This is a genomic window from Mesorhizobium carmichaelinearum (assembly GCF_900199455.1).
GTDB classification, from domain to species: Bacteria; Pseudomonadota; Alphaproteobacteria; order Rhizobiales; family Rhizobiaceae; genus Mesorhizobium; species Mesorhizobium carmichaelinearum.
The window spans coordinates 217,731-239,877 of the sequence record NZ_FZQR01000009.1 but is presented as its reverse complement, the minus strand read 5'-3'; the positions used below and the strand labels follow the sequence as shown (position 1 = coordinate 239,877).

The 22,147-nt window shown below is 64.4% G+C and carries 20 protein-coding genes; 8 read left to right on the top strand and 12 right to left on the bottom strand.

All coding sequences use genetic code 11. The annotated features are described in order from the left end of the window. Positions 1–60 precede the first annotated feature (60 nt). The 5 genes from CKW40_RS21935 to CKW40_RS21915 all read right to left on the bottom strand — a co-directional run bounded on the left by CKW40_RS21935 (position 61) and on the right by CKW40_RS21915 (position 5,942). A complete protein-coding gene (locus tag CKW40_RS21935; RefSeq protein ID WP_095201942.1) occupies positions 61–1,965 on the bottom strand; it encodes an AAA family ATPase in 1,905 nt (634 codons plus the stop codon). A 24-nt stretch (positions 1,966–1,989) separates the two neighbouring features. Next, complete coding sequence (locus CKW40_RS21930) at positions 1,990–3,135, bottom strand: hypothetical protein (protein WP_095201941.1); 1,146 nt, start codon at positions 3,133–3,135, stop codon at positions 1,990–1,992. Between the two features lie 40 nt (positions 3,136–3,175). Beyond that, complete coding sequence (locus tag CKW40_RS21925; protein WP_095202028.1) at positions 3,176–4,264, bottom strand: hypothetical protein; 1,089 nt, start codon at positions 4,262–4,264, stop codon at positions 3,176–3,178. 308 nt (positions 4,265–4,572) lie between these two features. Beyond that, positions 4,573–4,962, bottom strand: coding sequence for a c-type cytochrome (locus CKW40_RS21920; protein WP_095201940.1), 390 nt, complete (start codon positions 4,960–4,962; stop codon positions 4,573–4,575). A 122-nt stretch (positions 4,963–5,084) separates the two neighbouring features. Then, the gene (locus CKW40_RS21915) at positions 5,085–5,942 is read right to left on the bottom strand and encodes a LysR substrate-binding domain-containing protein (RefSeq protein ID WP_095201939.1); all 858 of its coding nucleotides are present in this window, start codon (positions 5,940–5,942) and stop codon (positions 5,085–5,087) included. A 98-nt stretch (positions 5,943–6,040) separates the two neighbouring features. Here CKW40_RS21915 and CKW40_RS21910 point away from each other — a divergent pair, with 98 nt between their 5' ends. Further along, positions 6,041–6,937: a DMT family transporter gene (locus tag CKW40_RS21910; protein WP_095201938.1), complete on the top strand. Its 897-nt coding sequence runs from the start codon at positions 6,041–6,043 to the stop codon at positions 6,935–6,937. 13 nt (positions 6,938–6,950) lie between these two features. Here the strand turns inward: CKW40_RS21910 and CKW40_RS21905 are convergent, their stop codons facing one another. Further along, positions 6,951–7,562, bottom strand: coding sequence for a thymidine kinase (locus CKW40_RS21905; RefSeq protein WP_095201937.1), 612 nt, complete (start codon positions 7,560–7,562; stop codon positions 6,951–6,953). Between the two features lie 256 nt (positions 7,563–7,818). Here CKW40_RS21905 and CKW40_RS21900 point away from each other — a divergent pair, with 256 nt between their 5' ends. The 3 genes from CKW40_RS21900 to choV all read left to right on the top strand — a co-directional run bounded on the left by CKW40_RS21900 (position 7,819) and on the right by choV (position 10,920). Continuing rightward, a complete protein-coding gene (locus CKW40_RS21900; RefSeq protein ID WP_095201936.1) occupies positions 7,819–8,754 on the top strand; it encodes a choline ABC transporter substrate-binding protein in 936 nt (311 codons plus the stop codon). A gap of 133 nt (positions 8,755–8,887) precedes the next feature. Continuing rightward, the gene (choW, locus tag CKW40_RS21895) at positions 8,888–9,742 is read left to right on the top strand and encodes a choline ABC transporter permease subunit (protein WP_095201935.1); all 855 of its coding nucleotides are present in this window, start codon (positions 8,888–8,890) and stop codon (positions 9,740–9,742) included. Then, on the top strand, positions 9,739–10,920 hold the full coding sequence (gene choV, locus CKW40_RS21890) for a choline ABC transporter ATP-binding protein (RefSeq protein ID WP_095201934.1): 1,182 nt from the start codon (positions 9,739–9,741) through the stop codon (positions 10,918–10,920). Before choW ends, choV begins: the two co-directional genes overlap by 4 nt. Before the next feature lie 36 nt (positions 10,921–10,956). Here the strand turns inward: choV and CKW40_RS21885 are convergent, their stop codons facing one another. After that, positions 10,957–12,363, bottom strand: coding sequence for an ATP-binding protein (locus CKW40_RS21885; RefSeq protein ID WP_095201933.1), 1,407 nt, complete (start codon positions 12,361–12,363; stop codon positions 10,957–10,959). Then, positions 12,360–13,076, bottom strand: a complete 717-nt coding sequence (locus tag CKW40_RS21880; protein ID WP_095201932.1) for a response regulator — start codon at positions 13,074–13,076, stop codon at positions 12,360–12,362. The genes CKW40_RS21885 and CKW40_RS21880 overlap by 4 nt, the downstream gene beginning before the upstream one ends. A gap of 401 nt (positions 13,077–13,477) precedes the next feature. Here CKW40_RS21880 and CKW40_RS21875 point away from each other — a divergent pair, with 401 nt between their 5' ends. The 4 genes from CKW40_RS21875 (at position 13,478) to clpS (ending at position 15,036) form a co-directional block, all read left to right on the top strand. Then, a complete protein-coding gene (locus tag CKW40_RS21875) occupies positions 13,478–13,777 on the top strand; it encodes a hypothetical protein (protein WP_095201931.1) in 300 nt (99 codons plus the stop codon). A gap of 37 nt (positions 13,778–13,814) precedes the next feature. Then, complete coding sequence (locus CKW40_RS21870; RefSeq protein ID WP_095201930.1) at positions 13,815–14,120, top strand: hypothetical protein; 306 nt, start codon at positions 13,815–13,817, stop codon at positions 14,118–14,120. A 162-nt stretch (positions 14,121–14,282) separates the two neighbouring features. After that, positions 14,283–14,594 (top strand): hypothetical protein, encoded by a 312-nt coding sequence (locus CKW40_RS21865; RefSeq protein ID WP_095201929.1) that lies wholly within the window; start codon positions 14,283–14,285, stop codon positions 14,592–14,594. A gap of 136 nt (positions 14,595–14,730) precedes the next feature. Next, positions 14,731–15,036: an ATP-dependent Clp protease adapter ClpS gene (gene clpS, locus CKW40_RS21860; RefSeq protein ID WP_095202027.1), complete on the top strand. Its 306-nt coding sequence runs from the start codon at positions 14,731–14,733 to the stop codon at positions 15,034–15,036. A 172-nt stretch (positions 15,037–15,208) separates the two neighbouring features. On the opposite strand, the gene CKW40_RS21855 is transcribed toward clpS, so the two are convergent. The 4 genes from CKW40_RS21855 to CKW40_RS21840 are packed head-to-tail and all read right to left on the bottom strand — an operon-like array spanning position 15,209 to position 22,043. Then, positions 15,209–17,287 carry a hypothetical protein gene (locus tag CKW40_RS21855; RefSeq protein WP_095201928.1) on the bottom strand — a complete coding sequence of 693 codons (2,079 nt, stop codon included), beginning with the start codon at positions 17,285–17,287 and terminating at the stop codon, positions 15,209–15,211. 3 nt (positions 17,288–17,290) lie between these two features. After that, a complete protein-coding gene (locus tag CKW40_RS21850; RefSeq protein WP_095201927.1) occupies positions 17,291–20,113 on the bottom strand; it encodes a DUF4159 domain-containing protein in 2,823 nt (940 codons plus the stop codon). Then, positions 20,110–21,039, bottom strand: coding sequence for a DUF58 domain-containing protein (locus CKW40_RS21845; protein WP_095201926.1), 930 nt, complete (start codon positions 21,037–21,039; stop codon positions 20,110–20,112). The genes CKW40_RS21850 and CKW40_RS21845 overlap by 4 nt, the downstream gene beginning before the upstream one ends. Continuing rightward, a complete protein-coding gene (locus CKW40_RS21840; RefSeq protein ID WP_095201925.1) occupies positions 21,039–22,043 on the bottom strand; it encodes an AAA family ATPase in 1,005 nt (334 codons plus the stop codon). The genes CKW40_RS21845 and CKW40_RS21840 overlap by 1 nt, the downstream gene beginning before the upstream one ends. Positions 22,044–22,147: the final 104 nt, after the last annotated feature.

Sequence of the window (22,147 nt, the reverse complement as noted above, 5' to 3'; positions counted from 1 at the left end):
GGCGCTGCCCCTCATCCGCCCTTCGGGCACCTTCTCCCCGTAAACGGGGAGAAGGAAAGATCACCAATTGCCCTTCTTCTTCATCTCCTCCATCTCGCGCGCCGCCCTCTCACGCAACCTCGCGTCGCGCAGCAGTTTTTCCACAGCGGCGTCGTCGGACTTGTCGGAATAGCGGAACTCGCTGTCGGCGTAGCGGTTGATCTCCTGCATGACCATGTCCATCGAGAACGGGCCGCGCAATTCCTCGATCATCGCTTTCTTCTCGTCATAGCCCTTGTGCATGAAGGCTTCCGGCTTCTCGAACCAGTCGTCGGGAAGCTCGATGTCCATGGCGCGCATCTTGATGGCGTCGGTGACGTTCTTTATGGCGCGGCCGGTGAAGCGCGGCTCGGCGTCCTTGATCAGGTGCAGATAGGTGCCGATGTCGGCCATGGTCTTGGGCGCGCCATTCTCCTTCATGTAGCGCTCGTAGACCTTCATCAGACCGTCTTCCTGCGGCTTTTCATGCTCCTCATAGGCCTCCTCGACAGCGCGCTGGATTTCCTGCGCGGCGTAGAGCTCGTGCTTGCCCAGAGGGATCTCGTGGTTCTTGCCGGCGAGCAGCACGAAGATGTCGATATAGTCGTCGCGAGTCTGCGGGCCGTCGACCAGCCAGCGGGCGCCGGCGCGCTGGCGCAGCGCATCGTCGACATTTTCCGGATAGTTGGAGAACATACCGAACGAGCAGTTGCCGCGCACCACGGTTGACGCGCCGGCAAAGGCATCCATCAGGACGCCGGTGATTTCCTGCTGGCCCGCCGAGGCGCGGTCGTCGGAGCGGCGCGCCGCGACCTGGTCGATGTCGTCGATGGTGCCGAAGCCGATGACGCGCGGGTTGAGCACATTGTTGATGAACTGGCGGCAATTCTGGCCTGATTTGCCCTGATAGGACGAGATCTGGTCGACGCCAAAATTCTCATAGGCGAAGGGATAGCCGGCGACCTGGCAGTAGCCGTTGACGAGGCCGGCGATCATTTGGATCAAAGTCGTCTTGCCGGTGCCGGGGGCGCCGTCGCCGATGAAGGTGAACAGGAAGCCGCCAAGCTCGACAAACGGGTTCAGCTCGCGCTCGAAATCATAGGCCATCAGCATCTTGGCGAGCTTGACCGACTGGTATTTGGCGATGTGGTTGCCGACGACCTCTTCGGGCTTCTTGAAGGTCATCACCAGTGGCTTGGAGCGTTTGCCCGGCGCAACGTCGAAACCGTCGAGGGTGAAATCATCGGCATCGATGCGGATATGGGCGTTCTCGAACGGGCCGATGCCGTCGAAGCGGCCTTTTCTGGCCAGCAGCCCGTCGATGGCGACACGGGCAAAGGCGCGTGCCCGGGTCACCAGGTCGGCATCGTCGGACGCGCCGGTAACCGCCTTGTCGAGGCCGGCGAGGATCGACTTCACCGCGTCCTGCGGCGTATCGAATAGAAAGTCCGGCTCGGGGATGTCGTTGGGCGCTTCGCCATCGCTGTCGATCAGCTGGAACAGATAGGAGGCGAGGCTGAACGCCGAGATGTAGGCCGAGGCCGACAGGAGTTTCTTGAAGGTCGACGCCTCATCGCCTTCGAGCGGCGCGCGGGTGTTTTTCGCCTGCAGGCTTTCGAGGTCGGAGCCTTCGGCGAAGACGTCCGATATGGCGAGCGCAATCGCCGTGCCGCGCCGGGCGCGGAACAGAAGCGTGTGCTGCGGAATGGTCAGCAACTGGTCGTCGGGATGGACGGCGCCGACGGTCTTCGTGAGCTCGACCTCGCGGGTGCGGCGCACCGAGCCGACCGAGACGGTGGAGACGAAGCGGCGGTTGGTGCCGGCCAAGGCAGTGCCGGATTCGCGCGACGGATCCTCCAGCACGACGATGCGGGTGATGAAGCTCTGCGCGGTGGCGCGGTGCTTTTCGATCGTCGCTTCCGGGATGGTGGTCAGGCCGGTGTCCATGAAGTGTGCTCCGTGGTGTGACGGTCAGACGTCTGAGATGACCTGTCCGTTAGACAGGATGTGGACCTTGTAGCCGCCGAATATCTTCTGTGCTTCGCCGGCGGCGTAGAGCGCCTGGTAGGCCTCGTGCGGGATCAGTGCGTGGTTCTCATAGCTCGACACACCCTGGCGTGCGGCTTCCAGATCATCGGTGTTGATGAAGAATTCCTGCGTCGTCTTTTCGCTGGAAAACAGCCCCTTGCGGCCGGGCTTCTCGCCCTTGGAATAGACCTCCTGGATGGTCCAGGTCAGCAGCCAGGCGTTTTCGGGCTTGCGCACCTTGGCCAGCACTTCGGTCACCGTCGAATTGTTGTCGGTAATCCCCGCCGAATAGAAGGGGCCGAGCACGACACGGCGCAATTGCTTGGGGTGCAGCGGCTCGAAATCCTTGTCGAGGTTCACCGCAATCGTCGCCGGCGACAGCGTGTAGGCGGAGTTCTTCTCGGTGAAATCGTCGAAACGATGGGCAAGCTCGGGATTGAGCAGGCCGTCGACCGGCAGCGGAATGTCGACTTTGTCGTTGAGCTTGCCGTTGCTGTCGACGAGCTGGCGGATCATGCTTTCCGAGGAATCTTCCACCGTCACCATGTAGACCAGGGGCAGGTTGGCGCTGCCGTCGAAGGTCGCCCAATGGACGAGATAATAGGGTCGTGCCGTCTTCGGATTGACCGAGACCTTGGCGGTCTGCGCCAGCGTGAACGGCCCAAAAGTCTGCTCGCTCTTGACGTCCTCGAGATAGAGCCGCTCGGCCATCGACTTCTGCAGCGCCTCGGGGAATTCCTTGTGGCGCAGGATGAAGTCGGCCATCTCCTCGCGGAGCTCGCCGGCCAGCGGGATGTTGGCGAGCCGGCTGTCGGCCTGGCGACGGTCGTTTTCCAGTTCGAGCAGGTTCTGGAAGACAGGAAAACCGCTTTCGGCGCGCGAAATGCGGAACGTGTCCATGAAGCCCAGCCGGTTGCGCCAGCAGGAGAAGGACTTGTCGAGCCGGGCGATGTATTCGGCAACGATCTTGGCGACGATGCCGTGCCGGTAGAGCGGCGAGCGGTCGTCGCGCATGAACACTTCAAGGCCGCTGAGCGCGGCCGTGATTGCCGAGAAATACCGCGCCGCCGCGTCGTTTTCGGGGGTCATGCTGTCAGCCCTGGGATTGTCGCACCGGTGCGCGCGGCAATTATGACTGCACGTAGTTGGCCGAATTGTGCTTCTTCAGCACCTCGTCGAAGCGGCGGGCGAAGGCATCGTCGGCCAGCTTCTTGCGGCGCTGGATATCGGCGCTGGCGACCATGTTCTTCTCATGCATTTCGAGCAGATCGCCGATGTGCTTCTGCGAGGCGGCGCCGATGCCGGCCATGGTTTCTTCCGCCGTGTTGTCGACCTGGCTGCCCAGCGTGTTGATCTTGTGGGCGACATCCTGCTGGGCGGCGGTCTTCAGCGAATCTTCCAGCGCCTTGTAGAGCACGATGCGCTGCTCGGTATCGATGGTCAGCTTGTTGATCAGTGTCGACTGCGCGGCGATCTGGTTGTTGAGCGAATCGACGAAGGTCTGGAACATCGAGGTGTAGCGCTCGAGCGTCTGGCTTTCGGCCAGCAGTTCCTGCTCCTTGGCCTGCTTCTCGTTGTACTCGGTGGCCAGTTTCGAGCGTTCGCCCTCGAGCTGCGTGCGGTCCTTCTGGCTCGTCGAGGCGGCGATCTTGTTCTCGATGTCGAGCAGCATCGGGTTGAGTTCCTCGATGCGCTTCTGCACGGCTTCGAGGTTGGTCATGGTGGTTTTGCGGCGCTCGATCACCTGCGACAGGCTGGCCTCGGAGGTTTTGTAGCGCTGGTCGAGGACCTCTTTCTGCGCCTTGAGGATGCCGACGATGGTGTCGGACTTGGCCAGCAGTTCCTGCAGATTGCCGGCCAGCGACATGTTGCGGACGCGGTCGGTACGCAGGCGCTGCTTGCGCTGCGCCGAAAAGACGCCAACGAAATTTTCCCAGCCGGTGTAGTTCTTCATGCTCTCGAACTCGGCGCCGAAGACGTTGGTGGCGTCCTCAAGGCCGATGATCAGGTCGGCAATGTTGCCTTCCATCACCTTCTGCTGCTTCAGCACATCCTCGATGCGGGCGTTCTCGATGTCGAAATTGGCGTCGCCGATCTTCTTGTCAGCGGTGGCAAGCGTGTCGAGCACGGTGCCGGACTGCTCGATCTTGGTGCGCATGTCCTGGACGACCTGCTTGGTCTTGGCAATTTCGGCATCGAAATTCTGCAATGTCGCCATAGGGGCCTCCCGCTTCGGCTTCCGGTCGCTGGTTGCGAACAGCGGCGAATATATGTGGGGCATCCGGGGATTGAAAGACGTGAAGATAGAGGCGGCGTGAAAACAAAAGAATCCGCCAAGGCCTTGAAAGACAATGAAGGTGGGGTCATGGCGTGATTAGCCGGTAAGTCGGAACTAGTTCAACTGTCATTGAACTTTGATGCCGGCAAAGCAACCGGTCCCCACCGATGCGGAGATGCTGAATTCGGCAGGGAATTGAACCGGTTGCAGGCAAACATATCGATGCGGCGTGCCACGCCGGCGCTCGCTCAGGGCTTAGGATCGGCCTTCAGATAGGCGATGACATTGGCGATGTCGTCATCATTGGTCAGGCCGCCAAAAGCCATTTTGTTGCCAGGAACTTTGAGCTTGGGAGCCCGGAGATATTCAGCAAGATTTGCCTCGTCCCAGACGAGACCGGCGGCGCCCGCGCCCTTCATGGCCTCGGAATAATGGCCAAGAAAGCTTTCCGCGGTGCCGGCAGTGCGGCCGACGACACCCTTGAGATGCGGGCCGACCTTGTCGCGGTCGCTGGCTGCTTCATGGCAGGCCATGCAGCGGTTGAAAACGTGCTTGCCCTGTACGGGGTCGCCGCCGGCATGGGCGGCAATCGAGGTGGCAATGAGAAGAAGGCTGGCTGAGGAAACGGCTCGAAGCATGGCTGACCCCGGAGAGCTCTGGCTGACGGCCTTATAGGGCCGAGGCCTTAACAAACGCTGCATCGTGGCGGGATTGGGGATAGGCGGGCGGGCGCTCAATCCCGTGCGACCGGACGAGGATCTCAGGCTTGCTGTGCGAGGTCGCGGCGCAGGAAATCATGCAGCCGATCGACCGCCGGCGTCGTCGACAGCGGGTTGCGCAAGATGCCGACTTCGAGATCCGGCAGTGCGGGAAGCCCTTCATTGGCGCCAATGATGCGCAGCGACTGGGGCACGCTGCGCTGGGCGAGGCCAGCAACGGCGAGCCCGGCCTGTACGACCGCGATCAGGCCAAGCAGGGAGGCGCTGGAATAGGTGCAACGGTAGGACCGGTCGGCTTCGCCAAGCGCCTGCAGGACGCTCATCCTGGCGGCGCAGCCGGGCTCGAACAGCGCGACCGGCAAGGGATCGGTCTGCCAGGCAACATGGTTGGGCGAGGCGACCCAGACGAAGCGTTCCAGCCGGATGACGTCGAGCGGCTGGTCCGGCAAGCGGGTGACAATCGCCAGGTCGAGTTTCCCCTCGGCCAGGGTTTTCACCAGCGCGGTCGACTGTTCGCAGATCAGTTCCACCGTCACCAGCGGGTGGTCCTCGGCAAAGCGTGAGAGTACGGGTGGCAGCAGGAAGGCCGCATAGTCGTCCGGCACGCCAAGGCGCACGCTGCCCGTCTCCTTCGGCCGGGTGACGCTCGCCCAGGCCTCATCCGACAGCTTCAGCAGCCGGCGCGCATAGATGAGAAAATCCTCGCCGATGGCGTTGGGCGTGACGGTTCGGGGACCGCGCACCAGAAGCTGGTTGCCCACCATCTCCTCCAGCCGCTGCATCTGCATGCTGACCGCCGACTGGCTGCGGCCGACCCGCGGTGCCGCATTGGACAGGCTGCCGCTCTCGACGACGGCGACGAAGGTTTTCAGGAGGTTGAGGTCAAGCGGAGCGGCCATGGTGCTATCAGCATATCGAATAGCTGTCTCCAAATCTATTCGCTTGTTTGAAAGCTGTCCTGCTGGCCAAATGAGTCTTGCCCGTTTGAGGACCTTCGATGAAGGATCTGCCAACTTCCCGTTTTCCGGCCGCGAGCCTGGCCGTTGCAATGACGATCGCCGGCACGGTCGGCGCCTTCGTGACGGAAGCGGGGCTACATCCCGTGACGATCGTGTTCTGGCGCTGCGTGTTCGGCGCCATGTTCCTGGGCGCGTGGTGCCTGCTGCGGGGCTATTTGCCGGACCGGACGCTGTCGCCGTCCCGCCTGGCGCTGGCAGCGCTTGGCGGCGCCTGCATGGTGCTGAGCTGGACGGCCTTCTTCGCCGGCTTTGCCATGACGTCGATCGCCACGACGACGATCGTCTATCACGTGCAGCCCTTCTTCGTGGTCGTCATCGGCGTGGTCTTCCTCAAGGAGCGTATCTCGCTCGACCAGATCCTGTGGATGCTTGGCGCGTTCCTTGGTGTCGTGCTGGCCAGCGGGCTGGTGGTTTCGCATACGCAGGCCAGCACGGCATGGGCGCTGGGCATTGCTGTGACATTAGTTGCCGCGCTGCTCTATGCGGTGGCGACGATCCTCGCCAAGGGTCTGGGCCAGCAGCGCGCGGAGGTCACCGTGCTTTGCCAGACGATCGTCGGGATTGTCATGCTCGCGCCTTTCGCCGGAATCGGCGAGCATGTTCCCGCGCATTCATGGGGCTGGCTGGTCAGCATCGGCGTGCTGCACACCGGCATTGCCTATGTGCTGATGAACTCCGCCTTTCCACGCCTGACGACGCCGGTGATCGGCATCATCACCTTCATCTATCCGGTCGTTGCCATCATCATCGACTGGGCGATCTATGGGCATCCGCTCGGGCCGGCGCAGGCGGCCGGCATGGTGCTGATCGCCGTGGCGACGCTCGGTGTCCGGCTGGGCTGGCGGTTTCCGCGACGGCGTGTGTCGGCGGCCTGAGGCGGATCGCGGGTCAGGATTTCATGAAGCCGATGAAATCGTCGGGCGCGGCGCGGCCCATTTCCTCTTCCCAGTGGCGACGACAGAGCGAGACATAGACATCCTTGCCGATCGCCACCTGTTCGCCCTGGCGGGCAACCTTGCCGTCCGGGCCGAGGCGCACGACCATCGTCGCCTTGCGGCCGCAGCGGCAGATGGTGCGCACCTCGCGCAGATCGTCGGCGATCGCCAGCAGCGCGCGCGAGCCGGAAAACAGCTTGCCCTGGAAATCGGTGCGCAGGCCGTAGCACATGACCGGAATGTTCAGCCGGTCGGCGATGCGGGCCAATTGCCAGACCTGCTCCTCCTCAAGGAACTGCGCCTCGTCGACGAAGACGCAATGCACCGTCGTGTGGTCGTGATGTTCGGCGACGCGGGCGAACAAATCGTCGCCGTCGCGGAACATCTCGGCCTCGGTCTCCAGCCCGATGCGCGACGAGATCAGGCCGCTGTCGCCCTTGCGGTAGTGCCCGGCGACGAACAGCATCGTCGTCATGCCGCGCTCGCGATAATTATATGACGCCTGCAACAGCATCGTCGTCTTGCCGGCATTCATCGTCGCGTAGTTGAAGTAGAGCTTGGCCATGCGATCTTTTAAGCTGACTTGCCTCCGCGCGGGGAGGGGCCGCCAACGCATTCCCCTGAAAAAGCGGGCTCGCCATTGAAAAAAGCGCCTGGCACGACAAAAGCGTCAACCGTGTCGCTCATTGGCCAGTCCGCGCCGTTGATCGTGATTGCCTTAACGCTTGAATCCACACCAGAATGGTGTTTGGCTGACGAAACAAGGCGGGCAGAGAAACCGTAACTACGCTTCGCCAAAGAATCACAATGGGAGACTGTCTATGTCGCGTATGAATTCCTTCGCCGCCGGCCTCGGCCTGGCGGCTTTGTTGTCGACGAGCGCCGCCTTCGCCGGTGACGCCGCAAGCTGCAAGACCGTGCGACTTTCCGATGTCGGCTGGACCGACATCCAGGCGACCACCGGGGTTGCTTCGGTGCTGCTCACCGCGCTCGGCTACGAGCCGAAGGTGATCCAGCTGTCGGTGCCGGTGACCATGGCTTCGCTGAAGAACAAGGACCTCGATGTCTTCCTCGGCAACTGGATGCCGTCGATGACCAACGACATCAAGGACTACACCGCCGATGGCTCGGTCGAGACCATCAGCACGAACCTGACCGGCGCCGGCTATGGCATCGTCGTGCCGACCTATGTCGCGGACGCCGGCGTCAAGTCGCTGACCGACCTTGGCAAGTTCAAGGACAAGTTCAACGGCAAGATCTACGGCATCGAAGCCGGCAATGACGGCAACCGCATCATCCTCGACATGATCAAGAACCCGAAGGACAATCTCGACGGCTTCGAGCTGGTCGAATCCTCGGAGGCCGGCATGCTGACGCAGGCCGAGCAGTCGATGAAGAACAATGAGTGGATTGCCTTCCTCGGCTGGACGCCGCATCCGGTGATGGGCGCCATGAAGATCACGTATCTCGACGGCATGGGCGACAGCGGCTTCGGCGCCGCCACCGTGTTCACCAATGTGCGCAAGGGCTACACCACCGAGTGCCCGAATGCCGGCAAGTTCATCGCCAATTTGAAGTTCAATCTGGACATGGAAGGCCAGATGATGGACGCGATCCTCAAGGGTGGCGACGCCGCCACGGTGGCGACCGACTGGCTTAAGAAGAACCCGGACGCGGTCAAGCCATGGCTCGCCGGCGTGACCACCTTCGACGGTGGCGATGCCGCGGCAGCGGTCAAGACCGCTCTCGGGAGCTGAGCCGACTGAATTCGGCAAGGCCGAACCAGGAAGGGCAGCCATCTTAGAAAAGGCTGCCCTTTTTCATATCCTGTGACAAGATGACGTTGCGCGAGCCGAGAGCAGGGGCGGCTCCTGGACGAAGAGGGGTAAGATGGATCCGATTTCGCAATTCATGGTCGATCACAAGATCCCGATCGGCGCCTGGGGAAAGGCGTTCTTCGGCTTCCTGACCGACAATTTCGACACCATCTTCAGGGCCTTCTCCAATGGCCTGAACTTCATCCTCGACGGGCTGGTGAACGTTCTGCTGCTGGTGCCGCCGGTGCTGCTGGCGCTGGTCATCGCTGTTATCGCCTGGCTGTTGCAGCGCTCGCGGCCGCTGGCCATCGGCGTCTTCCTCGGGCTAATCTTCATCATCAACCAGAACCTGTGGAAGCAGACGGTTCAGACGCTGGTGCTGGTCGTCGCCGCCGCCGCCATGGCCATGGCCATCGGTGTGCCGCTCGGCATCTGGGCGGCGCACAAGCCGAAGGTCTACCGCATCATGCTGCCGGTGCTCGACCTGATGCAGACGCTGCCGACCTTCGTCTACCTGATCCCGGTCTTGACGCTGTTCGGCCTCGGCAATGCGCCCGGCCTCATCGTCACCATCATCTTCGTCATCCCGACCGCGGTCAGGCTCACCCATCTCGGCGTCGTCTCGGTGCCGAAGTCGATCATCGAGGCCGGCGAGGCGTTCGGCGCCACCAAGAGCCAACTTCTGTGGAAGGTGGAACTGCCTTCGGCGCTGCCCACCATCATGGCCGGCCTGACGCAGTCGATCATGCTGTCGCTGTCGATGGTGGTGTTCGCGGCCCTCATCGGCGCCGGCGGGCTGGGTACCGAAATCAACCGCGCGCTCGGCTCGCGCCGCATCGATCTCGGGCTTGAGGCGGGCCTCGCCATCGTGGTGCTCGCCATCGTGCTCGACCGAATGACCCGCATTGGCGTTGGAGGCAAGAAATGACCGTCGCCGTCGATTTCAAGAACGTCGATATCGTCTTCGGCGCCGACCAGGCCGGCTCGCTGGCGATGATCGACAAGGGTGCGACGCGCGCCGAAATCCTGGAGAAAACCGGCAATGTGCTGGGTTGCGCCGGCGCCAGCCTGACCGTGCATGAGGGCGAGATCTCGGTGCTGATGGGCCTGTCGGGCTCCGGCAAGTCGACCCTGCTTCGGGCCGTCAACCGCCTCAATGTGGTGTCGCGCGGCCAGGTTCTGGTCAAGGACGGCGACAAGATTGTCGATGTCGTCACCTGCGACGAGCCGACCTTGCGGCGCTTGCGCCAGAAGCAGGTGGCGATGGTGTTCCAGCAGTTCGGCCTGCTGCCGTGGCGCACGGTCGAGGAAAATGTCGGGCTCGGCCTCGAACTGGCCGGCGTGCCGGACGCCGAGCGCAAGGAGCGCGTGCACAGGCAGCTCAAACTGGTCAATCTCGACCAGTGGTCGAAGAAATACGCGCATGAGCTGTCGGGCGGCATGCAGCAGCGCGTTGGTCTTGCCCGCGCCTTCGCCACCGAGGCGCCGATCCTGTTGATGGACGAGCCATTCTCGGCGCTCGATCCGCTGATCCGCACCAAGCTGCAGGACGAACTGCTGCAGCTGCAGGCCGAACTGAAGAAGACCATCATCTTCGTCAGCCACGATCTCGAGGAAGCGCTGAAGATCGGCAGCCACATCACCATCATGGAGGGCGGGCGCATCGTCCAAACCGGCGCGCCGGAAGACATCGTGCTGCGCCCCGCCAACGACTATGTCCGCGACTTTATCGCCAATGTGAACCCGCTGTCGGTGCTTACCGCCTGGAACGTCATGCGCGACAGCCGTGACCTCGATCACGGCGACAATGGCTGGGTGTGGCTCGACCGGCGCAAGACGACGCGCTTCAAGATCGACGATCACGGTCTGGTGGCTGCGGCCGAACGCGACGGCAAGCCGGCGGTGTGGGTGTCCTGCGCCGATGTCGAGGCTCAGTCCGAGGAAGCAGCGCAAGTGTTCTGGGCCAATCCCGGAACGTCATTGAAAACCGTGATGCTGGCCATGCACCGTTCGCAGACGGCGCCCGTGGCGCTGTTCGACGACCAGTCCCGCTTCGTCGGCGCCATCGGCATCAGGGACGTGCTGAGCGCGGTGTTGCGGCGGTAAGCGCCTCGCTATCCTTGTTTTGACGTCATTGCTGCGTCAAGCCGCCAGCGGCAGGCGCAGCTCCGTCAGCAATCCGCCATCCGGGTGGTTGGACAGGCGGATTTCGCCGCCGGCGGCGCGCGCGATGTTGCGGGCGATGGTAAGGCCGAGGCCAAGGCCGCCGGTCTGGCGGTTGCGCGACTGTTCGAGGCGCACGAAGGAGCCGAACACGGCATCGATCTGGGCTTGCGGTATGCCCGGTCCTTCGTCGCGGATGGTGAGCGTGATCGTGCCGTCCGAGCGGTGCAAGCTGAGATGCGCCTTCTTGCCGTAGGTGACAGCATTCTGCACCAGATTGGTGACGCAGCGCCTGAGTGCCACCGGCCGCGCGATGCAGATCAGGCCGCGCGAACGGGTATCGTCATTGTCGAACGAGACCTCCGGGTAGGGGTCGGCGATCGATTCCACGAACGACCAGAAGTCGATGAGCTCGGTCTTTTCCTCGTTTACCTCGAAAGTGGCGAAGTCGATCACGGAACTGGCGATGCTCTCGACATCGGCGAGATCATGCGCCAGCGCCTCGCGAACCGCCGATTTGCGCAACAGCTCGAGGCGCAGCCGCATCCGCGTCATCGGCGTGCGCAGATCATGCGCGAGTGCGGCGGCCAGATGTTCGCGGTCCTCGACATATTCGCGCAGCCTCTTCTGCATGGCGTTGATTGCCCTGGCTGCAGCCTGCACCTCGCGGCTGCCGGACTCGGCTATCGGCGGGCTCTTCAAATCCTTGCCGATCCGGTTCACGGCGGTTTCCATCATCCGGTAGGGCGCGGTCAGCCGGCGCAGCGACCAGATCGACATGATCACCACCAGGCCGGCGATCAGCGAATAGAGCGGCAGGCTGTCGAAGCTCAGGATCGGGCCGACCGGCGTGATCGGCTCGGTGAAGTTCAGCCACTGGCCGTCGGCGAAGCGCAAAGAGGCTGTCAGCTTGTCGCTCTGGGCGAAGTCGGCGGCCAGCACCAGAAGGTCGCGCTCGACCTGGCCGATATCGGGGCCGGATACAGTGCTGGCGTCGTCGGCCTCGCGCGTCGCCGGGTCGCGCCGCACGCGCGCGTCGGTGACGCCGAACTTCGACAGCCGGCCGACCAGGATGTCTTCGAGTTCAGCCAGTTCGTCGTCGCCGGCGATCGAGGAGGTGACCGCCGGCGTGTCCGAGACGGTCAGGGCGTAGGTCGCGTTGAACAGGCCCGCCGCGGTTGCCTTGCGCTCCTCGGGCGTGGCGTTGCTCATCAGCTGCACCAGCGAAAAGGCGCGGTCGTTGAGGCGGTAGAGGTCGACCACATCGTTGGCGACGGCACGGTCGCGCGACACGATATAGAGGGTCGCGACCTGGCTGATCAAAAGGCCGGCAATGACGATCAGCAGCACCCAGACAGGCAAGGTCTGCGGCAGGAAACGTCTCATTCGGAGGTCGTCTCGGGCAGGAACTGGTAGCCGCCGCTGCGCACCGTCAGGATCAGCTTCGGCGTCTTCGGGTCATCTTCCATCTTGCGCCGCAGCCGGCTGACCAGGATGTCGATGCTGCGGTCGAAGGAATAGTCGCTGTCGCCGCCGGAGAGTTCGATGAGCTGGTCGCGGGTCAGCACGCGCTGGGCGCTCTTGACGAAGGTCTGCAGCAGGTTGAATTCGGCCATGGTCAGCTCGACCCTGACATCGTCGGGCGCCGTCAGCCGGCGCCGCGAACAGTCCATCGTCCAGCCGGCAAAACGGTAAATCTGCTTGGTGGTGGGACGCTTCGGCTCGGTGGTGCCGTTGCGCCGCAGCACGGCGCGGATGCGGGCCAGGAGCTCGCGCGGGTCGAAGGGTTTGGGCACATAGTCGTCGGCGCCCATCTCCAGGCCGACCACGCGGTCGGTGGTCTCGGTGACGGCGGTCAGCATGATGATCGGCGTCGTATACTGGGCGCGCAGGTCGCGGCACAGTTCCAGCCCGCTCTTGCCGGGCAACATCACGTCGAGCACGATGAGGTCCACCTGCGCACGGCGCAGGATGGCCTCCATCTCGGTACCATCGGCGGCTACCGAAGTGTGCAGCCCCCGCTTCTGGAAGAACTCCTGAAGCAGGTCGCGGATGCCCTTGTCGTCGTCGACGATCAGTATGTGTGCGTCGGATTTCACGAGGTGCCCTGTCTCGATTGCCGGCCAAGGAATTCTGGCAGGTGAGCCACACGATAGAATTCGGGCCATATGTTGGCCAGTGCCTTGGATTTCAAGGGAGAACGAATTCCGCCTTCTCCACATGGAAAGCGATGGCCGTGCCGAAGCTCCTTGTTTCCATGCGTGTCGTTCTGCCAAACTGGGACCACTTTTGGCCGACACGCATCAGCGTTTCCATGCGTGTCGGCTCCAAAAACCGGGACCGCTTTTGGACGATACGCATCAGGCGGGCGGGCCAGACACAATCCAGAAACAAAATTCTACAATCGGGAAAAACTCCTGAAAAGGTAGGGCGGCATAACGGTGCCGTGGCGGTCAGATTACCGGCTGCGACGCAAATCTCCGGGTTCACGGAAAAACCGATGCCAAGGTTGTCGATCAGTTTGTTGGGTGCGTTGCTGGGCCTTGGCCTGGTCACTGCCGCTGCAGGACAATCAAACGCAAAGGCGCCACTGACCCGGAGCGAACGGTGCGCCAATCTCAGCCACCAATTTGATGAAGCCCTCGAAACCCATGCCACGGCAACGCAGGTCACCGCGGCAAAGGCACTTCAGAGAAAGGGCAACCGGTATTGTGCCGCCAAGAAACAGGCACAGGGCATCCGGATGCTCGCCAACGCTTTGAAGCTGCTTGGAGTGACACCGAATGACCCGGTCCAGTGACGCTCAAAATCGACCCGCATAAAAAGGAAATGAAGCCATGAAAAAGTCCCTCCTGTCGGCCCTCGGTCTCTCCGTTGCTCTTGCCTTCTCGATGCCGGCTCTCGGCAACGCTGCCGCCACCACGACCGCTGCCCCGGCTGCTGCCACCACGACCACCGCTCCGGCCGCTGCCGCGACGACCACCGCTCCGGCCAAGGCTGCTCCGAAGAAGGTCGCCAAGAAGGCCGTCTGCAAGGTGACCAAGAAGCACAAGTGCCCGGTCAAGAAGGCTCCCGCCAAGGCAGCCCCCGCAGCGGCGGCCCCCGCCGCGGCGGCCCCGAAGGCTGCTCCGAAGAAGCCCTGATCAGCTTCGAGATCAGTTCTAGCAAGGCCGCCCCAGCCGCAACCCGGCTGGGGCGGCCTTCTGCCAGGCACCCGATCGAGCGGCTGAACACCGGTGGCTCACAGCCAGCCACCTCGATCGCATTTAACCCGTTTTCAACGCCGGCCGTGTAGGACAATCCGCATGAAGAAGCGGCTTTCGTCCATTTTGCGTTCGATGGTGATTGGCGGCCTGGTTGCCACCGGTATCGCCAGGGCGCTGATTCTGCTCACCGCCAGCCCCGTGCCCGACCCTGCCAGCGGCCGCACCGAGCCCTCGCTGTTCGCGCCGATAATCTCCAGCAACTGGGACTACATCACGCCTGTCCAGGCGTGGCTGCTGATCGTGCTTCTCGCCGTGACGCTGGTCTGCGTTGCCGGATGGCCGATCGCGGCATGGCTGGAACGCCGGGCCAATTCCAGCGGCAATCGGCTACGTCCCAATCTCGACCGTTGAACAGCGGCCAGCGATTGCCCACATCATTGTGATGCGCCGCGCTCGACCCAGCTTGCGCGTCAATCAAAATGGACGATCGGTTTGACGTCTGGCAAAATGCATGGCGCCGCCGTCGATCGTGAAACTGTCGGTTCCGATGCCAGAAATCACCACAAAACCGCGTACCAAGGTCAAGCCGCAGACCGAGCGGCCGAAGCTCTACAAGGTCATCCTCATCAATGACGATTTCACGCCGCGCGAATTCGTCGTCACGGTGCTGAAGGGCGAGTTCAAGCTCAGCGAGGACCAGGCGCACCGCATCATGATCACCGCGCACCGGCGCGGCGTCTGCGTGGTCGCGGTGTTCACCAGGGATGTCGCCGAGACCAAGGCGACACGGGCCACCGATGCCGGCAAGGCCAAGGGCTACCCGCTGCTGTTCACGACCGAGCCGGAAGAGTAGAGGAGGGTGCTTTTTCCCTCGCCTCGTTTAAGGGGAGAGGGACAGCGAGGCCGGCTTGCCGGCCGAGCAGGGTGAGGGGTGAGGCGAGTGCCAGATTCTGATTTGTAGGCGCTGCCCCTCATCCACCCTTCGGGCACCTTCGCCCCGTGAAACGGGGAGAAGGGAGAGGGGCTCACCGTCCCTCGCGGTACCACATCGAGCCCATTGCCAGGAGCAGCAGGCCGAGGCCGAGGAAGCCGCCGAACAGCGGCACGCGCGAGACGGCCTTCAAGACGCTGTCGTCGGTGGTGCGCAGGCCGATCCAGTCGTTGCCTGACGCTTCGCCGGCCGAGCGCACCGGCACGATAGAGGGCAGCGTCACGTCGCTGCCAAGGGCAGAGGACGATGCCAGCCGGCGCACGCTGCCGCCGGTGGCTTCCGTCGGTGCCCTCAGCAGGTTTTCGGTGGAGATGACGTCGGCGAATTCCGGCGCGTTGACCGGCCCGACATGGGCGAGCGCGGTGAGATCGCCATTGGCGACCTGGAAGAGGCCGATCTCGTTGGTCTGGACACTGCCGAGGAAGACGCCGGGCTCGGATTTGTCGAGCTTGACGGTCACCGTCTTGCCGGAGGGCGTGATGATCTGCGCCGCGCCTGGATCGTCGGCCATGGTCTGGCGGCGGATCTCCAGCACCATGCCGCGTCCCTCGGCGGTCAGCCGCTCTTCCTCGAGCTCGGGTTCCTTCATCAGCCAGTGGGCGATGCGCCTATAGAGCTGGACATGCGGGCCGCCGCCCTCGAAGCCGCGCGCCCACAGCCAGCCCTGGTCGGACAGAAGCATGCCGACGCGGCCTTCGCCCTTGCGGTCGAGCAGCAGCAGCGGCCGGTTGTCGGCGCCCTTCATCACCACTTCGCCTTGCGGGTTCTGCACGCCGATGGTGCGGAACCAGCGGCTCCAGTGCGGCGGCTCGGTGGCCGAACCATCGAGGCCGCGCGTGACCGGGTGGCGCTGGCCGAGGTCGGTGAGGCGCGGGTAGAAGGCCTTTTCGACCACTTCGCCGGTCGGCATCGCCGGCAGGGCCGACATCAGCGGCGTGCGCGCGATCGAAGCCTCGCCGGCATATTCGGGGCCGGCGGCGATCAGCAGCGCGCCGCCCTTTTCGACATATTCGGAGATGTAGTCGTAATAGAGGATCGGCAGCACGTCGCGGTGCTGGTAGCGGTCGAAGATGATGAGGTCGAAATCCTTGATCTTCTCGACGAACAGTTCGCGGGTCGGGAAGGCGATCAGCGACAATTCGTTGATCGGCGTACCGTCCTGCTTTTCCGGCGGCCGCAGAATGGTGAAGTGGACGAGATCGACCGAGGCGTCGGACTTCAGCAGATTGCGCCAGGTGCGCTCGCCCGCATGCGGTTCGCCCGAAACGAGCAGCACACGCAAATTCTCGCGGATGCCGTCGACCAGCGCAATGGCGCGGTTGTTGGTGTCGGTCAGTTCGCCCGGTTCGCGGTCGATGGCGAGTTCGATGATGTTGCGTCCGGCGCCAGGTATGGTCACCTGCAGCGGCATCGCCTGGCCGACGGTGGCATGCTCGACCGAGACCTGCTCGCCATTGACCGAGACGCGCACATCGACCGGGCCGGTCTCGTTCTCCGTCGAAATGACGCGGTAGGTCATGTCGAGCGGCTTGCCGACGATGCCGAAGCGCGGCGCGTTCTCGAAGCGGATGCGGCGGTCCTTTTCGTGGTCGTTGCCGGTGATCAGCGCGTGCAGCGGGGCGTTGAAGTCGGGCGCGCCGGGAGGCGCGTCATGCACCTCGCCATCGGTGATCATGACGGCGCCGCCGATGCGCGACGGCGGCACGTCGCGGAAGGCGCCTTCCAGTGCGCCGAACAGCCGCGTTTCGGTACGTTCCTCGGCGGCATCGGACTTGCCGGCCTCGACGACGCGGACGTCGAACTGCTTGAAGCGGCCAAGACGCTGCTGCAGCCCGGCCACCGCCTCGTCGGTCTGCCTGGCGCGGTCGCCGATGTCCTGGCTCTGGCTGCGGTCGACGATCAGTGCAACGACGCTCTTCAGCGGTTCGCGCTCCTCATTGAGGAACACCGGGTTGAACAAAGCGGCGGCCAGCGCCAGCAGGGCGACGAAGCGCAGGACACCGCCGCGCTGGCGAAACCACAGGCCGACAAGCGCCAGCAGCGCCAGCGGCACCAGCACCACGGCCAACAAGGGCCAGGAGATCAGCGGTTCGAAGGAGATCGACCAGTTCATGCCTTATTGCCCCAGCCGTTCGAGCAATATGGGCACATGCACCTGGTCGGATTTGTAGTTGCCGGTCAGCATGTACATCATGATGTTGACGCCGGCGCGCAGCGCATAGACGCGCTGCATCGGGTCGGCCGGCACGGTCGGCAGCAGCGCGTCGCCATTCTCGTCGACCGCCCAGGCACCAGCGAAATCATTGGCGGTGATCATGATCGGCGAGACGCCGTCGCCGGTGCGCACCGGCCGGTTGTCGGTGTTGCTGGCGTCGAGCGAGGCCTCGACCCAGAGCGGGCTGCCACTGAAGCGGCCGGGAAATTCGGGCAGGATGAAGAAGGACTTGGTCAGCACGTGGTCCGACGGCACCGGCTCTAGCGGCGGCACGTTGAGGTTGCCGAGGATGTCGCGCAGCCGCTCGGTCGCCGGGCTGGTCGAATCGGCGCCGATGCCGTTGGCGAACTGGTCGCGCGTGTCGAACAGCACGGTGCCGCCCTGCTGCATATAGGCGTCGATGCGGGCGATCGCCGCCTGGCTCGGCATGGGGGCGGCCGGATCGATCGGCCAGTAGATCAGCGGATAGAACGAGAGCTCGTCTTTGGATATGTCGACGCCGGCCGGCGCGCCGGGCTCCAGCGCGGTCTTTTCGATCAGGAAACGGGTCAGGCCTTCGAGCCCGGCGCGGCTGATCGAATCGTCGCCCGGCACGCCGGTCAGCACATAGGCGATGCGGGTCTTCGAAATCGCCGTGATGGCCGCCTCGTCGCCCGGCTTGGCATCGTCGGCGCGGGCGAAATCGGCATGGCCGAACAATGCGCCAAGCGCAATCAGCACCGCCGCGGTGGTGGTCACCGCACCGGCGCGGCGCGGCCGGCGCGAAAACAAGCCGCCCATCCAGAACACCGCCAGCGTGTCGAGCAGCATCAGCACCAGGGCGGCGGTGACCAGCGAACCTTTCAGATTGCGGGATTCATCGAAGGCATACTGGATCGTGGTGACCGGCACGGCGATCTGCGGGCGCGCCAGCGGCTCGAACGTGCTCGCGGCATCGAGCAGATTATGGGCGAAAACGCCGGTCTCCGAGCCGTACAGCCCGGGCGGGTTCTCGAAAGTCACCGGCAGTGCGCCGGCGCCGGGCACCAGCGGCCGCGCATCCGGCGTCGGCGGCACCAGCGAGCCGTCGGCCGCGATCATGCGGTAGGGCGCCAGCGACGTGGCGGCGGCTTCGGCATTGGCGATCGCCGCGCCCTGGTTACGCGACAGCTGGACGATGCGGCGCAGCATCTCGACGAAGCTGCCTGAGATCGGCAGGTTCGACCAGGTCGCCTCGGGCGTGACATGGAACAGCACCAGCGTGCCCTTGCCTTTCTTCAGCCCGGTGACCAGCGGCGTGCCGTCGGCAAGCGCGGCCCAGGTGCGCTCGACGATATCGGGCGTCGGCTCGGCCAGCACCTGCCTGCTCACCGTGACTTCGGTGGGCGGCGCCAGGTCGGCGAAGGGACCGGCCTTGGGAAATTCGGTGACCGGCTGCGGTGAGGTCCATGACAGCGCGCCGCCGAGCGAACGCTCGCCGGTGCGCAGGCGAACCGGCAGCAGATCGTCGTCATTGCCGGCGGCGGCCAGCCGCGAGCCGGCGAAGCGCACCAGCGTGCCGCCATTGTCGACCCAGTCAACCAGCCTTTGCCGGACTTGTGCGGGAATGGTGCCGATATCGGCCATGATGATCATCGCCGGCTTCTGGTCGAGGATCTGCGGGATGGCGTCGGCGAGATCGGCGCTGGAGGGCTCGACCAGATCGGCGAAGGGCTGCAGCGCGCGCCTGATGTAGTAGAGCGGCGACAGGAGCGGCTGCGCCTGGTCGGCCTCGGCCTGCGACAACAGCCCGACGCGGCGGCGTTTGGAGCTTTCGTCGAGCACGCGCACCCCGCCCGCCTGGCGCTCGCCGTCGAGCGCTATCGAGGCGAAGTCGTTGCGCAGTTCGAACGGCACCGCCATGGTGCCGGTGGCGGTGGCTTCGCCCGGCGCGAAGGTCAGCGTGGCATCGGCGATGCGGCGGCCCTTGTCGTCGAAGGCGCCGGCGGTGACCTGTGCCGGCGCCGGATCGCCCGGCGCGCGGATGGCGGTGAGCGCAAAACCGTCGACCTGGTTGTCGGCGGCGGTCAGCCCGGTCAGCGAAAGCCGATCGGCGGTTGCCCAGACGACGCGGGCGGCATTTCTCGACAACAGCGTGTTGAAGGCGGCCTCGTCGCCCTTGGCCGCAAGGCCGTCGGCCAGCACGGCGACGCTGGCGCCGGGCAAGGTCTCCAGCACGCCGGCGACACGGGCATAGACGGCGGGCCGGTCGGTCGGGATCGGCCGCGGCTTGGCGGCGCGCAGCCGGTCGAGCGCGGCGGTGGCATCGAAGGGCCCGATCTCGGCATTGGCCTTTTCGGCGGTGAAGGCGATGATGACCGGCACGCCGTTCGAGCCGGCGTCCTTGATCAGCCGCTCGGCGGTGGCGACGCGCTTGTTCCAGTCGGCCGCACTCGCCCAGTCATTGTCGATGACCAGCGCAAGAGCCGCACCTTCGGCCGGCAGTTTTTCGCGCGGGTTGAAGACCGGTTCGGCAAGCGCCGCGACGACGAGGCCCGCCATCAGCAGCCTGAGCAGCGTCAGCCACCAAGGGCTTTGATGCGGCGTCTCCTCGCGCTTCAAGACGCGCGCCAGGATCTTCAGTGGCGGAAAGATCTCGGCCTGCGGCTTGGGCGGGGTCAGCCTGAGCAGCCACCAGATCACCGGCAGCGCCAGCAGGCCCCACAGCACCATGGGAGCGCCAAAGGAGAGCGGTAACCAACTCATGCGACGGCCTTTCCGGCACGACCGCTAGCGGCATAAGAGCCTTCAGCGGTCATCGCCAGATGCAGGCGCACCAGCGCGTCGGACGCCAGCCGATCGGTGTGGTTGACGGTAAAACTCCAGCCGAGCCGCTTGCACCAGCCGGCCAATTCCTGTCGACGGGCGGTGTAGAGCAGGCGGTATTCGTCGCCGAGCATTTCGGCCCGCCCGGCGGTTAGCTTGTCGCCGGTCTCCGGATCGGTGAACTCGGTGCGGCCGGCATAGGGGAAGGTTTCCTCGGCCGGGTCGGCAACCTCGATCAGATGCGCGCGCACGCCGTGGCGGGCGAGCACGTCGAGCCACTCCATCGTTTCCTCGACGGGATCGAGGAAATCGCTGGCGATGACGATGTCGCAGAAGCGCCTGATATCCGTGAGGTCAGGCTTTGCCGGCAAGTCGCCGGCATGCATCAGCTGGGCGGCGATGCGCTCGGCGCCGTTGCGGGCGGTGAATGGATCGGTCAGGCCAGGCCAGGCGATGCGCTCGCCGCTGCGCGACAGCAATTCGGCCATGGCCAGCGTCAGCACCAGCGCGCGCGATTGCTTGGAAACGCTGGCGCCGGTCGATTTGTAGAGCATGGACGGCGAGGGGTCGGCCCACAGCCACACTGTATGGGCGGCTTCCCATTCGCGGTCGCGCACATAGGTGTGGTCGTCGCGGGCCGAGCGGCGCCAGTCGATGCGCGAGGAATCACCTTCGACATAGGGCCGGAACTGCCAGAAATTCTCGCCGATGCCGCGCTTGCGGCGGCCATGCCAGCCAGCGATCACGGTGTTGACGATGCGGCGCGCCTCGACCAGCAGGTCAGGCACAAGCGAAGCCCGCAACCGGCCACGGGCGAGCGCGTCGCGCGTCGCTGCCGGAGCCTGGACCTCGCCGATGCGCGCCATCAAATCCCTTTCACGAGCTTTGCCACCACATCGCGCACGCTGGTGCCCTCGGCGCGGGCGGCGAAGGTCAGCGCCATGCGGTGCTGCAGCACCGGCTCGGCCAGCGCCCGCACATCGTCGACCGATGGTGCCAGCCGCCCGTCGTAGAGGGCGCGGGCGCGCGTGCACAGCATCAGCGCCTGGCTGGCGCGCGGGCCGGGACCCCAGGCGACATGTTTGTCGGTCTCGGCATTGCCCTGGCCCGGACGCGCCGAGCGCACCAGAGTGAGGATCGCCTCGACCACGCTTTCAGGCACCGGCATGCGGCGGATCAGCGTCTGGATTTCCTTCAGCCGCACCGGTTGCAGCACGTTCTGCGCCTTGGCATCCTCGATGCCGGTGGTTTCCAGGAGAATGCGGCGCTCGGCCTCGATTTCGGGATAGAGGATGTCGACCTGCATCAGGAAGCGGTCGAGCTGGGCTTCGGGCAGCGGATAGGTGCCTTCCTGCTCCAGCGGGTTCTGCGTCGCCAGCACATGGAAGGGTGCCGGCAGGTCATGGCGGACGCCGGCGATGGTGACGTGATACTCCTGCATCGCCTGCAGCAGCGCCGACTGGGTGCGCGGCGAGGCGCGGTTGATCTCGTCGGCCATCAGCAGCTGGGCGAAGATCGGCCCGGAGATGAAGCGGAAGGAGCGCTTGCCGATCTCGTCCTGCTCCATCACCTCGGAGCCCAGGATGTCTGATGGCATCAGGTCGGGCGTGAACTGGATGCGGCGCGAATCAAGGCCGAGCACGACGCCCAGCGTCTCGACCAGCTTGGTCTTGGCGAGGCCGGGGACGCCGACCAGCAGCGCATGGCCGCCGGCCAGCAGCGCCACCAGCGTGCGCTCGACGACGGCCTCCTGGCCGAAGATCACCCGGCCGACCCCGTCGCGGATCCTGGAAATGTCAGCCAGCGCCTTTTCGGCCTCGGCGATCATGTCGGTTTCGCTGATCGGACTTTCCTTGACCATCACGCTCATTCGGCTCGATCCCTTTGGTTGGAAATACCAGCCCGCACCATATCATAGGTTGCCGCGATTCGGCCTCGCGTAGCGCCTATGGTCGAACTTAAATCACAGACTTA